The following is a 13,619-nucleotide window of genomic DNA, read 5'->3' on the forward strand; positions in this document are numbered from 1 at the left end:
TCCTCTCAATCCTTAAATCCTGTAAATACTTAGGGTCGGGGGCCACTACTGTTCGAAACCTGTGAAAGAATTGTTTTCTGGCTATTCAGGTTGACTACAGGACTGTCCTCTCGAGGGGACCATAGGGGTGTAAAAGGCTGCTGTTTTGCTATTAGATTTCTGCTCTGAATAATCTTCGGCCTTTAGAACACCCCTGTTTAGCTACGGTCGCTACCTTCGAACTCGCATTCTCATTTGTCCTCAAGGGGACAGTTTTAGTTGACAGAATCTAGCCTCAAAGCCTTGTAAAGGTCGTTTTATTAGTTTTGGACAGTAGTGGGTAGGGTGCCTATATGAAGCTCCATACAATAAGAAAAGCCAGCACTTTGCAGCACTGGCTCTCTATTTTTTTGAAGGTATAACTCGATTAGAAGTTCTGCTCTCCTGCTTCTCTCTTGCCAATCATCACAGCACCAACCATGGACACCAGGAACAGTACCGCTACTAATTGGAACGGCAGCATGTACTTTGTGAACAGTACTTTGCCCAGGTTCTCTACCATACCTACCTGCGAATTGAAAGTGGCTGGATCCGGGTGGCCGAGTGTTACATCTTTCAAAGCAGCAACAACTACTGTGAACAGTAAACCACCAGCTACTGTACCTGCTATTTTGGCCAGCACATTCTTTTTCATGGTGTCTTCCATATTTTTACCTGTGTTGATGAACATCAGTACGAACAGGAAAAGTACCATGATGGCCCCTGCATAAACAATGATATTTACCGCTGCCAGAAACTGGGCATTTAGTAGAATGTAGTGCGCTGATATCGTGAAGAATGTCAGGATCAGGAAGATTACACTGTACACTGGGTTCTTAGAGATAACAACCATCACGGCGCAAAGCAGTGTCAGTGAAGCAAAGAAGAAAAACAGACTCTCTGTCATCGGTTTATTTGGTTTCAGTGGTTTTTAACGGTTCTACCAGGCGGTCTTTGCCGTAAATGAATTCGTCGCGCTCGTAACGGGCGGGAGCAAGTTTGTCGTCCTGCAGGAAAATGGCTGCTTTCGGGCAAGCCTCTTCGCATAGACCGCAGAAAATGCAACGCAGCATGTTGATTTCGTAGGTCACAGCGTACTTTTCCTCGCGGTACAGGTGCTCTTCACCTTTCTTGCGCTCACCAGCTGTCATCGTGATGGCTTCTGCAGGGCAGGCCACGGCACACAGACCACAGGCCGTGCAACGCTCGGCACCGTTCTCATCGCGCTTCAGTACGTGCAAACCACGCCAGATTTCGCTGCGCGAACGCGTTTCTTCCGGGTAGTTTATCGTCGCTTTCTTCTTAAAGAAGTGCTTCAGTGTAATTCCAAGACCTTGGGCAATAGCAGGTAGGTACATTCTCTCAGAGAGTGTCATTTCCTTTTGTGCTACGTCCTTTCTTCTATTTGATAGTGGTTCCATTGTATCTCGATTATGATTGCTGTCTATGCTGTCCGGCTATAACAGTGCCTGGCATAGCAACATTCAAATGTCGTTATCCTTTTGTAAAATATTCGTAGAGTAGAATGCCTCCGCCCGTAAGCAGGATATTCAGGATGGCCAGCGGAATCAGGATGTTCCAGCCCAGCTTCATCAACTGGTCATAGCGGAAACGTGGCAGTGTCCAGCGAACCCACATGAAGAAGAAGATGAAAGCGAAAATCTTGGCAAACATCACAACTACACCCAGTATCGTTACCACGTTATTACCCAAAACTGGATCATCAAACGCATTGCGCAGGTTCTCCATGAACGGGAAGTTGTAAGCACCGAAGTAAAGTGTTGCCATCACAGCCGACACTACGAAGATGTTGATATACTCGGCAAACAGGTACATACCCAGCTTCATAGAGCTATATTCGGTGTGGTAACCACCGATCAGTTCGGCTTCCGATTCTGGTAAGTCAAATGGTGTTCTGTTCGTCTCAGCAAAGGCACAGATCAGGAAGATCAGGAAGCCCAGCGGCTGGTACCAGATGTTCCAGTTAAAGCCCGCCTGCTGCTCTGCAATTACTTTTAGTGACAGGGAGCCGCTCAGCATCAGCACCGCAATCAGGGACAGACCCATGGCTAGTTCGTACGAGATGTTCTGTGACGCGGCACGGATGGCACCCAGCAGCGAGAACTTGTTGTTCGAAGCCCAACCACCAATCATCAGACCATATACACCCAGTGACACCACACCGAAAATGTAGAGGATACCGATGTTTACGTCTATGGCGATCAGGTCAAACGATGTTTCGCCCAGGATCAGTGTGTCGCCAAACGGGATTACCGCACTTGACATAGCTGCCACGAGCATGGCTATACCTGGACCCAGGATGAATAGCGTTTTGTTGGCTTTGGCAGGTATAAATTCTTCTTTGAAGAATAGCTTGCCAGCGTCAGCCAGTGGCTGCAACAAACCCATCGGACCCGCTCTGTTCGGGCCTACACGGTCCTGAATGAAAGCAGCGATCTTACGCTCAAAGTAAGTAGAGTAGGTCGCAATCAGTAGTGAAATACCGAAAATGGCCAGAATGTAAATACCCTTGTAAATGAGAACTACAGAATCCATGCGTTATTCCGTTGGCATTTTTTTAACAGTAGATTTAGGCAGGTTCGGTACGATCGGCACGTTCACCACTGGGAGTTCGTAGTGGTTGGCCGAGATAACAGAACCTCTGTCGATGTGGCGCGGTCCCTCGATGGTCCAGTCGCTCATCTCCTTTTTGTCGAAACGGCAGGTGTTGCAAATGAATTCTTCCACCTCCGCGTACTCGTCCTTGCGGGCAGTTACGCGTAGCACTGTATCTCCACGACCCCACAGGGTAACTTTACCACTGCAAGTAGGGCAATCGCGGTGCGCATTCATCGGCTTCGTAAACCATACACGGTTCTTAAAGCGCCACGTTTTGTCTGTTAAAGCACCCACCGGGCACACATCGATCACGTTACCTGAGAAATCGTTGTCGATCACGTTCTCGATATAAGTACCAATCTCAGCTGCGTCGCCACGGCCCAGTACACCATGCACACGCTTCTCCGTGATCTGGTCAGCGGTGTACACGCAACGGTAGCACAGAATGCAACGCGTCATGTGCAGCTGGATGTAAGGACCTAAGTCTACTTTGTCGAAAGTACGGCGCGGCTCTTCGTAACGCGTAGCGCTCACACCGTGCTCGTAAGAAAGGTTCTGCAGATCGCACTCACCAGCCTGGTCGCACACAGGGCAATCCAGTGGGTGGTTGATCAGCAGCATCTCCACGATACCCTTGCGGGCGTTCAGTACTTCTTCGTTGGTTGTGTTTTCCACCACCATGCCGTCCTGTACTGGTGTAATGCACGAAGCAACCAGTTTCGGCATTGGGCGTGGGTCGCGGGCAGAACCCTGCGTTACCTTCACAAGGCACACACGGCACTTACCGCCACTGCCTTTCAGCGGGGTATAAAAGCACATGGCGGGGGGCACTACATCACCACCAATTTTTCTGGCGGCCTGCAGGATGGTGGTTCCATCCTCAACCTCTACCTCGATGCCGTCAAATGTTATTTTAGCCATCTTTTATTTTATCCAAAGCTCGCTTACCTAGGTATAGCGGGCAGTTAATTTAATTTAAAACTAAACAGTAGCTGCCGCTAACTGTCCTCTGTATACCGCGCCCGGTGCAGTCGCCTCCTGCGGATGCTTGATGTGCCACTCGAACTCTTCACGGAAGTGACGGATCGCGCTGGCTACTGGCCATGCGGCGGCGTCGCCTAGCGGGCAAATGGTATTGCCTTCGATTTGCTTGGCTACGCTTACCAACAGGTCGATGTCTTGCTGATGACCGTGGCCGTGCTCGATGCGGTGCAGCACGCGCTCCATCCAGCCTGTACCCTCACGGCAAGGACTGCACTGTCCGCATGACTCGTGGTGGTAGAAGCGGGCATAGTTCCACGTGTTACGCACAATGCACTGGTCTTCGTCAAACACGATAAAGGCACCCGAACCCAGCATAGAGCCGCTCACGAAGCCACCGTCAGACAATGATTCGTAGGTCATCAGGCGTTGCTCGCCTGCAGCTGTTTTTAAAATCAGGTCAGCTGGCAGAATCGGAACAGATGAACCTCCCGGCACAACGGCCTTCAGTTGCTTGCCTTTCCAGATACCGCCGCAGTACTCGTCAGAGTAGATAAACTCTTCAACCGGAACACCTAAGTCGATTTCGTACACGCCCGGACGGTTGATGTTACCGCTGGCGGAAATCAACTTAGTACCTGTGCTACGGCCTATACCTATTTTGGCATACTCTGCACCAGAGTTGTTCACGATCCACGGCACAGAAGCGATAGTTTCCACATTGTTCACCACCGTTGGTGACTGGAACAGACCTTTCACCGCTGGGAATGGCGGCTTGTTACGCGGGTTACCACGCTTGCCTTCCAGTGATTCAAGTAATGCTGTCTCTTCACCGCAGATATATGCACCGCCACCCGGCGCCACATGCAGGTCCAGATCGTAACCTGAACCCAAAATGTTTTTGCCTAGTAAACCGGCTGCGTAAGCCTCAGCGATTGCTTTCTCCAGAATGCGCAGGACAAACAACAATTCGCCGCGGATGTAGATATAAGATGTGTTCGCACCCAGCGCATAGCTCGATGTGATCATACCTTCGATCAGGGCATGCGGGTTTTTCTCCATGAACACGCGGTCCTTGAAAGTACCCGGCTCCGATTCGTCGGCGTTGCAAACTAAGTAACGCGGAACTCCTTCCGGCTTTGCCAAAAAGCTCCACTTCATACCGGCCGGGAAGCCAGCGCCACCACGACCACGCAGGCCCGATGTCTTCACTTCTTCCACCACCTCTTCCGGGGTCATCGTTTTGATGGCTTTCTCTACCGAGCGGTAGCCGCCATGCTTGCGATAAACCTCCAAGGTTTCTATACCCGGTACGTTAATATGTTCGGTTAATATCTTGATTCCCATTGTTACAGGATATATAGCTCGGCAGCCGTTGTGTTAAGGCAGGCTGCCTGATTTATCAATGAATTACTTCGCCCACTCAGGCGTTTCAACCTCTTTGTTGCGCATCATCTCGATGAACTGGTCCACCGCTTCTTCGCTGTCCAGGTTCTCGTAATAGGTTTCGCGTACCTGCAGCATTGGGCCTGTACCGCAAGAAGCAAGGCATTCCACTGGCTTCAGGGTAAACATACCGTCTGCTGTCGTCTCACCTTCTTCGATGTTGAGCTTTTGCTTGAACGTCTCGATCATCTGGTCGGCACCACGCAGGCAGCAAGGGCCTGTACGGCATACCTCGAGCACATGCTTGCCAACCGGCTTCAGGTTGAACATGGTATAGAAAGTAGCCACCTCGTATACCTCAATTGGCTGTATGTTCAGGATTTCGGCAATCGCGTCCATCGCCTCGGGGCTCACCCAACCGTTGTTTTCCGCCTGCGCAACGTGCAAGGCTGGTAACAGGGCAGACTTCTGGCGTCCTTCCGGGTAATGGCTGATATAGCGCTGAATCTCAGCAAGGGCTTTATCAGAAAACTTAAATGCGTTTATAGTCTCTGCCATCTTTGTAAATGTCACCGGCCAGTGGTCGGTGTTAGATGATATATAGTATTAAGTATTAAGCGTCGAGTTCGCCAGCAATTACGTTCAAGCTTGACAGCGTCAAGATCGCGTCGGCCAGCTGACCGCCTTTGATCATCTCGGTATACGCCTGATAATAAATGAAGCAAGGTCTTCTGAAGTGCAGACGGTATGGTGTTCTGCCGCCGTCACTGATCAGGTAGAAACCAAGTTCGCCGTTGCCACCTTCCACGCTGTGGTATACCTCGCCTTTTGGAGCGTCAATCTCACCCATCACAATTTTGAAGTGATAGATAAGCGCTTCCATGCTGGTGTATACCTCCTGCTTTGGTGGCAGGTAGTAATGCGGTGCATCGGCGTGGTATGAACCCTCCGGCAGGTTTTTGTAAGCCTGCTCAATAATTTTCAAGCTTTGCCATACCTCTTCGTTGCGCACCAGGAAGCGGTCGTAAGTGTCACCTTTCTCGCCAACCGGAATTTCAAATTCGAAGTCCTCGTAAGAAGAGTAAGGGTTCATCACGCGCACGTCGTAGTCTACGCCCGTGGCACGCAGGTTAGGGCCTGTGAAACCGTAGTTGAGAGCACGCTCCGCGGAGATAGCACCAACACCTACCGTACGGTCGATGAAGATTCTATTGCGGGTCAGCATCTTCTCAAACTCTGCCCATACTTTCGGGAAGCGCTTCAGGAATTCACCAATCAGGTGCAAAGCCTTAGGCGAAAGGTCGCGCTCCATACCGCCGATACGACCCATGTTGGTCGTCAGACGAGCACCGCAAACCTCCTCGTAGATATCATAAATGTGCTCACGCTCCTGCATTACATACAAGAAGCCGGTAAAGGCGCCGGAGTCCACACCCAAGATCGAGTTACAGATCAGGTGGTCGGAAATACGGGCCAGCTCCATCATGATCACACGGATGTACTGCGCACGCTTTGGAATCTCTATACCTAAAAGCTTCTCCACTGTCATGTGGTACCCCATATTATTGATTGGGGACGAACAGTAGTTCATGCGGTCAGTCAGCGGCGTGATCTGGTAGAACGGTCTGCGCTCGGCAATCTTCTCAAATGCACGGTGAATGTACCCGATCGTCGGCACAGCGTCCATGATCACCTCTCCATCCATTTGCAGGATGTTTTGGAAGATACCGTGTGTAGCCGGGTGCGTCGGACCCAAGTTCAGGGTCGTCAGGTTCTCGTTCTTTTTGTCCTGCAGTTTCAGGTCGCGGTTGTCGCGAAATTCCTGTAACTGATCAGTGTCAGCTGTTTTATTATCAGTAGCCATAGTGGTTTATCTGGCTTAGCGTCCGAAATACGTATCGATTTTGTCTTCCCGCGTCTGGTCTTCCAGCGGATACTGCTTGAGCATCGGGTGGTACTCCATCTCCTCGATGTTGAGAATGCGGATCAGGTTCGGGTGACCGGTAAAGATGAAACCGTAAAAGTCATAGGCCTCACGCTCCATCCAGTTGGCGGTGGCGTAAATGTTGGTCAACGTCGGCAATATCGGGTCTTCCGCTGGCGTAAACACCTTAATGCGCAGGCGGAAATTATGACGCAGGCTATGCAACTGGTACATCATGCACAACTCCATACCTTTGTGGTCTGGGAAGTGTATACCTGCCATGGTGGTCAAGAACTGCACCTGCAGGTCCTTGTCGTCATACAGGTATTGGATCAGGGCGATAATGTTCTCACGGTTCGTCGTGAAAGTCATAATGCCATCCGGGTTGTAAGCGTCCCGTATGTTCTCTTCTCCAAACTGCGCAATCAGTTTACCGAGTACGTTTTCGTTCGTAAGCTCCATGCTGCTTATTTAATGTTGTAAGAAGCCAATAGTGCCTGATATTCAGGTGAGTGACGGCGGCGAAGGGATTCGTTCTTAGCCAAATCCTGCACACGCATCAAACCGTCCAGAATCTGCTCCGGTCTTGGCGGGCAACCCGGTACGTACACATCCACAGGCACCACACGGTCTATACCTTGCAGCACAGAGTACGAGTCGAAAATACCGCCTGAGGTAGCGCAAGCACCCACGGCCACCACCCAGCGTGGCTCCGCCATCTGCTCGTATACCTGCTTTACAACAGGCCCCATCTTCTTGGCGATGGTACCCATTACCAACAGGATGTCGGCCTGACGTGGCGAGAAGCTTGGACGCTCCGAACCGAAACGGGAGATGTCGTAGGTAGAGCCCATGGTTGCCATAAACTCGATACCGCAGCAAGAAGTGGCAAAAGGCAATGGCCAAAGCGAGTTCGCACGGGCCAGACCAATTACTTTTTCAAAGGAAGTAGCAAAGAAACCAGCGCCGCTATGGCCCTCTGGTGCCTCTACCATGTTTATATCTTTATTTGTATCGCTCATGTTTCTGAAATTCTGAGTTTTAATCTCTGTTTACCCCTGCAAAAACACCGTTTACCCTAGAAAAGTTTACTGGTGCCGAACTACTTGAGAATGCCTTTTTTGATCTCGTAGAAGAAGCCTGCAAGGATCACACCAAGGAATAACATCATGGGCAGGAAGCCTTCCAGACCGAATTCGCGGAAGTTCACCGCCCAGGGGTACATGAAGATAATTTCAATATCGAACAGCACGAACAGGATGGCCGTGATGAAGTACTTGTAAGAGATTGGCGTACGGGCATCGCCTACTGACTCCACACCACTTTCCCAAGAGGCGTCTTTTACCTCACTTTTTCTTTTCGGACCAAGTAAATGGGTCACCACCAGCGCGAAAATAACGAAGCCGATTGCTGCCGCAAATTGTATCAAAATAGGAAGGTAGTCCGACGGTAGATACTGAGTACCAGTAGTTTCCATATTGCTGTAATGCTTTATTGAAATTTGGGAGCAAAATTAGGTATAAATAGCCAACAATCAAAAGACTATATCCAATGTAAATCGCGTTAAGAATGGTTCTAAAGTGTTATTGGATGGGGGGAATGCAATTCTGGTAGTTTGTGTGGTTTGTACAGTTGGAGTTGTTTTAGATTGTGTGGTTTAGTGGGGTTGGAGATATCGGATAGCGGGGTGGGGGTGTTGATGTAAAAACAATAAGCACCATACCCTTCTGAGTATGGTGCTTATTGTTTCTATAATTGTATTCAGTTTATTATTGTACTTCTATAACTAGCTGTTGAGTTTAATCTTATCAGCCCAAATAGTTACTAAAACAATTTACAGATCTCTTCTTAGTTTATTATCTGAAGACCTCTCAGACTGTGCTTTCAATTCTTTAAGCTTTTTATCTAATGGAACATATGTATATAATACATGGCCACCAGATTCTTTATTATTACCACCTGAGATATATGTTTGAGGCGATTCATCTAGGGTAACTTCTAAATGGACATTTTTACCTTTCCAAGTATAGATGAAGCGCTTCTCGTTAATAGGTGATGTGCTTCTTGAAGTAGGCTTTCCGTATAGTTCAACATAAGTCTTATACAAAGTCCGTGCTTTTAACAAGGAAGTTTCAAAGCTGACAGTATATAAAGAGCCATTAACGAATGCATATTGTATATCATTTACCGCTATATCACCAACACTGTTATCTTTTTTTGAATCAATATAGGTAGCTAAATTCGCATCCAAAGAATTATTAAGTCGTTCAAGTAGTGTTTTTGTCCTTGAAAGATTAGGGTAGGATTTAATACTAGTTCCGAACTTGTAATGCTTGAAACCATTTCTTGAATCTAAGTCATAAACAGACTGCGCCATAGATGATGATCCAATAAATAGTATAATAATTAAAATGTAAATCTTATTCATAAATTTTTAAGAGTTGTATCTATATACACAGCAAATTATAATACAAAATTATTAAATGTATATAGGAGAACCTATATAATTAATTAAGATTTATAGAATTTTACTTTATTGCTAACTAACGAGAATATACAAAAAGGAATACATTTTCTTCTGTTACGGGTCATTTAATTTATATTAGGTTAATATGACAGACTCTGGCATATTCATGATTGCAAATTTGGACATTACATAGCTCATTGATTTGCATCCTAAAAAAGTTAGATAGGCAGCTTTTGCCAAAGTGTATAAGGTATACCTAAACAAAAAAGCACCACGCCCTTACGAGCGTGGTGCTTTCAATTTCAGGTATAACTATACCTTATTTATTCTCACCCAGGAACGGGTAGCGGTAGTCTACTGGCGTTACAAACGTCTCTTTGATAGAGCGGGCAGATACCCAACGCAACAGGTTCAGCATAGAACCGGCTTTGTCGTTCGTTCCAGATGCACGAGCGCCACCGAATGGCTGCTGTCCTACCACGGCGCCTGTCGGCTTGTCGTTGATGTAGAAGTTACCGGCGGCATTTTGCAGTTTCTTCGTGGCAAACTCAGCTGCATAACGGTCGCGGCTGAAGATGGCGCCTGTCAGGGCGTATGGCGAAGTAGAGTCTACTAGCTTCAACGTTTCTTCGAAGTTATTTTCGTCGTACACGTAAATCGTGATCACCGGCCCGAAAATCTCCTCGCACATGGTCACATACTGTGGGTTGTGCGACAACAGAACCGTTGGCTCGATGAAATAACCTTTCGATTTGTCGTAGTTACCACCGGCAATCACTTCCACTTCGTTGCTCTCTTTGGCGTTGTCGATGTACTTGGCGATTTTGTCGAAGGACTTCTCGTCGATCACCGCGTTGATGAAGTTAGAGAAATCTTCCGGCGGACCCATTTTGAAAGTCTTCAGGTCTTCTATCACGTAATTTTTCACATCTTCCCAAATGTTGCTTGGGATGTAAGCACGTGAAGCGGCAGAACATTTCTGGCCTTGGTACTCGAATGCGCCTCGCACGATACCGGTTGCTACTTGCTTGGCGTCAGCCGAGCTGTGTGCTACGATAAAGTCTTTACCACCAGTCTCACCTACAATGCGTGGGTATGACTTGTACTTGTGGATGTTCGTGCCAATGGTCTTCCAGATGTGCTGGAATACGCCAGTGCTGCCTGTGAAGTGGATACCCGCGAAATCAGCGTGGTTGAAGATTACATCACCAGTAGTAGGGCCGTCTACATACACTAAGTTGATAACACCATCCGGAAGACCAGCTTCGCGGAACAGCTCCATGATCATCTGCGCTGCATAGATCTGCGTGTGGGCTGGCTTCCATACCACTACGTTACCCATCATGGCAACAGAGGCTGGCAGGTTACCGGCAATGGCCGTGAAGTTGAACGGCGTCAAAGCGAATACGAAGCCCTCCAGCGGACGGTGTTCCATGCGGTTCCATACGCCCGGCGATGACTCCGGCTGCATGTGGTAGATCTCGGTGGCATACTGTGCATTGAAGCGCAGGAAGTCAACCAACTCGCAGGCAGAGTCGATCTCAGCCTGGTAAGCGTTCTTCGACTGACCCAACATAGTAGCTGCGTTCATACGCGCTCTCCAAGGACCAGCTAGCAGTTCGGCAGCTTTCAGGAAGATGCTCAAACGGTGCTCCCAACCCATTGCAGCCCACTCTTCACGAGCGGCAAGGGCAGCGTTGATCGCCTGTTCCACGTGGGACGCATCGCCTTCGCTGAAATGACCCAGGATGTGCTGGTGGTCGTGCGGTTGAAGCATCGGCTTCTTGTTGTCAGTATATACCTTGTCGCCACCGATGTACATCGGTACATCAATCTCTTGCGACTTAAGTTCTTTATAAGTGCGCTGTAGTTCCTCGCGCTCCGGTGAACCCGGTGCATAGGATTTTACAGGTTCGTTTATTGGGGTGGGTACTCTAAAAAATCCTGTTGCCATCTCTTTTTGATATTTTACAGATTCAGACTAAGACATTCGACAGACCACACGAGGCAGCCTGCTATACAAAGGTAAGGCGAATTATTTTATTTTCCGGCCTGTAAGGGGTATAGCTTTGCTATAACATAGCCTGTAGTTCGCTCAGGCAGTGGATGTGGTAGGTGGGCTTGGGCGAGAGCTTGCTTTTACTCTTCTCGGGGTTGAAGAAAACCTGGTCTATACCTGCCAGGCGGGCGCCGTCAATGTCGCATTCTAAGTTATCGCCAATCATCAGGCATTCCGCAGGACGTACCTTTATACGGTCGAGTGCATGCTCAAAAATACGCTTGTCCGGTTTCTTATACCCACAGCACTCGGAGGTCACAATCTCGCCGAAGTAATCTGTTAGCTTGGAGCCGTTCATTTTGATGTACTGCACGTCCTTGAAACCATTGGTGATGATGTGGAGACCGTACTTCGGTTTCAAATATTCCAGTACCTCGAAGGTATAGGGGAAAACAGCCGTCTTCTGCGGGCACAGGTCGGTATATGCTTCGGATATACCTGTCGGTACCTGATGAGGCTCCAGGCCCAGTCCGGTCAGGGTTTTGACGAAGCGGGACTCGCGCAATTCTTTCTGATCGATCTTTCCTTTATTATAGAGATCCCACAGGAGGTAATTCACAAACTTGTACTTCTTATAAAAGGAGTCGCAGTCGAACTTGCCGAACTCAGCCAAGCCAAACTCGTGGAATAAGGTATAGAGTGTTTCCTCGGAGTTTTTCTCAAAGTCCCACAGTGTGTGGTCAAGGTCAAAGAATATGTGTTTGTATGGCTTCATAATAAGAGTCTCAGCTATAGAGAAACGACTTGGCGGGCGGTATGTTTAAAAATATGTGTAACAGCAGCAGGCGAAACTATACTAAAAGGTCTATATCTCTGTTTAAACCAATGGACTAAGAACTTGTCTTATAAGTGCTAACTGTCTGTCCAGCGGCGGGTTTGCATGCGGTTAACAGCCAATTCGCGATTGGAGTATAGAATACGGTACGTTTCCTGATCTTTCTGTAGCATGGCGTCACGCTCCAGGTAGGTGAAGATTTGTTGAACGAAATCAGAGGCTTCTTCCTTTAGGGAGTAATATACCCATTGATCGAGTTTGCGGGGCGCTACCAAACCGGCATTACGCAGGTAGGCGAGGTGGCGTGAAGTCTTGGTCTGGGTGAAGTCCAGCACATGCTCAAGGTCGGAAGTGCACATTTCCTTGTTGCGCAGGATCAGGTGCAGCATGCGCAGCCGCGAGTCGTCTGCCAGTGCCTTTAAAACCTGTTCTCCGAAGGAAAGACTGAAGTGTTTGAGCCTCATATTTGAAAGCGTGTCAGAACAAAATTAGCCAAAAGCTGCTATAATAAAATTATATGAAGTATTATTGTACTACATGATGCCCCAATTACAAAGACTACTACTTACAAATAAACGCGCCTTCGGCTTCCTGTTGCCCATGGCCCTTTTTGCTTTCCTGATAATGGGAACGCCCAACGAGGCGGCAGCACAGGGCCATAAGAGGGTAGTGCAGCTGACCGGTTTCGTGACCATCGGCGACAGCCTCTACGGCGTGGCCGGTGTGAACGTGTTCGTGCCCAAAACCAGTCGTGGCACGCAGACCAATGCCTATGGGTTCTTCTCGGTGCCTGTGCTGACCGGTGACAGCGTCGTGTTCAGTGCCATAGGTTATAAAAAGCAATACCTGAAAATACCGAAGAACTATCAGAGTCAGAGCTACTCCATTATCATGCAAATGCAGGAGGATCCGACGCAGCTGCCTGAAGTACAGGTGTTTCCGTGGCCTACAGAGCGCGATTTCCGGGAGGCTGTGCTGGCTGTGAAGCTGCCGGATGACGGAATGGCCATCGCCATGCGGAATCTCGATCCCAAACGGCTTGAAGAGCTCTTCAGTGTAACGCCGATGGACGGAAACGCTAACTTCCGGGCTTGGAACATGCAGCAGGTCCAGCGGCAGGAGCAACGCAATATGTTCCCGACCGTCAGTCCATTTGCGATCATCAAACTGCTGGATATGCTCCGGAACGGAGAGTTTAACAACAAGAAGTAATCACGCTGAAATTTTGAGGAGCCCGGCTTAGGTATAGCTATACCTGAGCCGGGCTTTTTTTATAGCTCAGATGAGCTGCGCAGCACTCATAATTGCACCAAAAGTAACCAACAACATCGGGCTGCGTTAGTCCCCAATATAGAAAGAAACGTATACTAATTGGCCCTGTATAGACTTG

Annotated in this window: 15 protein-coding genes; 1 reads left to right on the forward strand and 14 read right to left on the reverse strand. The window is 48.5% G+C overall.

Annotated elements, in window-relative coordinates; all coding sequences use genetic code 11:
* Positions 1-406 precede the first annotated feature (406 nt).
* The 14 genes from I0P70_RS09710 to I0P70_RS09775 all read right to left on the reverse strand — a co-directional run bounded on the left by I0P70_RS09710 (position 407) and on the right by I0P70_RS09775 (position 12,693).
* Positions 407-925: an NADH-quinone oxidoreductase subunit J gene (locus tag I0P70_RS09710; protein WP_196117170.1), complete on the reverse strand. Its 519-nt coding sequence runs from the start codon at positions 923-925 to the stop codon at positions 407-409.
* Positions 926-929: 4 nt separating this feature from the next.
* Positions 930-1,439, reverse strand: coding sequence for an NADH-quinone oxidoreductase subunit I (locus I0P70_RS09715; RefSeq protein WP_196117172.1), 510 nt, complete (start codon positions 1,437-1,439; stop codon positions 930-932).
* A gap of 73 nt (positions 1,440-1,512) precedes the next feature.
* Positions 1,513-2,574: an NADH-quinone oxidoreductase subunit NuoH gene (nuoH, locus tag I0P70_RS09720; protein ID WP_196117174.1), complete on the reverse strand. Its 1,062-nt coding sequence runs from the start codon at positions 2,572-2,574 to the stop codon at positions 1,513-1,515.
* Positions 2,575-2,577: 3 nt separating this feature from the next.
* Positions 2,578-3,558: a 2Fe-2S iron-sulfur cluster-binding protein gene (locus I0P70_RS09725; protein WP_196117176.1), complete on the reverse strand. Its 981-nt coding sequence runs from the start codon at positions 3,556-3,558 to the stop codon at positions 2,578-2,580.
* Positions 3,559-3,618: 60 nt separating this feature from the next.
* The gene (gene nuoF, locus I0P70_RS09730) at positions 3,619-4,965 is read right to left on the reverse strand and encodes an NADH-quinone oxidoreductase subunit NuoF (RefSeq protein ID WP_196117178.1); all 1,347 of its coding nucleotides are present in this window, start codon (positions 4,963-4,965) and stop codon (positions 3,619-3,621) included.
* 63 nt (positions 4,966-5,028) lie between these two features.
* A complete protein-coding gene (gene nuoE, locus I0P70_RS09735) occupies positions 5,029-5,562 on the reverse strand; it encodes an NADH-quinone oxidoreductase subunit NuoE (protein WP_196117180.1) in 534 nt (177 codons plus the stop codon).
* Between the two features lie 55 nt (positions 5,563-5,617).
* Positions 5,618-6,868: an NADH dehydrogenase (quinone) subunit D gene (gene nuoD, locus I0P70_RS09740; protein ID WP_196117182.1), complete on the reverse strand. Its 1,251-nt coding sequence runs from the start codon at positions 6,866-6,868 to the stop codon at positions 5,618-5,620.
* A 15-nt stretch (positions 6,869-6,883) separates the two neighbouring features.
* Positions 6,884-7,390 carry an NADH-quinone oxidoreductase subunit C gene (locus tag I0P70_RS09745; protein ID WP_196117184.1) on the reverse strand — a complete coding sequence of 169 codons (507 nt, stop codon included), beginning with the start codon at positions 7,388-7,390 and terminating at the stop codon, positions 6,884-6,886.
* A 5-nt stretch (positions 7,391-7,395) separates the two neighbouring features.
* Positions 7,396-7,950, reverse strand: a complete 555-nt coding sequence (locus I0P70_RS09750; protein WP_007655226.1) for an NADH-quinone oxidoreductase subunit B — start codon at positions 7,948-7,950, stop codon at positions 7,396-7,398.
* Positions 7,951-8,030: 80 nt separating this feature from the next.
* Entirely contained in the window at positions 8,031-8,405 is a 375-nt protein-coding gene (locus I0P70_RS09755; RefSeq protein WP_196117186.1) for an NADH-quinone oxidoreductase subunit A, read from the reverse strand.
* Positions 8,406-8,762: 357 nt separating this feature from the next.
* On the reverse strand, positions 8,763-9,356 hold the full coding sequence (locus I0P70_RS09760) for a hypothetical protein (protein ID WP_196117188.1): 594 nt from the start codon (positions 9,354-9,356) through the stop codon (positions 8,763-8,765).
* Between the two features lie 358 nt (positions 9,357-9,714).
* Positions 9,715-11,349, reverse strand: a complete 1,635-nt coding sequence (pruA, locus tag I0P70_RS09765; RefSeq protein ID WP_196117190.1) for an L-glutamate gamma-semialdehyde dehydrogenase — start codon at positions 11,347-11,349, stop codon at positions 9,715-9,717.
* A 118-nt stretch (positions 11,350-11,467) separates the two neighbouring features.
* Positions 11,468-12,169 (reverse strand): YjjG family noncanonical pyrimidine nucleotidase, encoded by a 702-nt coding sequence (locus I0P70_RS09770; protein WP_196117192.1) that lies wholly within the window; start codon positions 12,167-12,169, stop codon positions 11,468-11,470.
* 137 nt (positions 12,170-12,306) lie between these two features.
* The gene (locus I0P70_RS09775) at positions 12,307-12,693 is read right to left on the reverse strand and encodes a metalloregulator ArsR/SmtB family transcription factor (protein ID WP_196117194.1); all 387 of its coding nucleotides are present in this window, start codon (positions 12,691-12,693) and stop codon (positions 12,307-12,309) included.
* Positions 12,694-12,766: 73 nt separating this feature from the next.
* Between I0P70_RS09775 and I0P70_RS09780 the strand changes: the two genes are divergently transcribed.
* Positions 12,767-13,441 (forward strand): carboxypeptidase-like regulatory domain-containing protein, encoded by a 675-nt coding sequence (locus I0P70_RS09780; RefSeq protein ID WP_230392104.1) that lies wholly within the window; start codon positions 12,767-12,769, stop codon positions 13,439-13,441.
* Positions 13,442-13,619: the final 178 nt, after the last annotated feature.

This window comes from Pontibacter sp. FD36 (assembly GCF_015686655.1).
Lineage (GTDB): Bacteria > Bacteroidota > Bacteroidia > Cytophagales > Hymenobacteraceae > Pontibacter.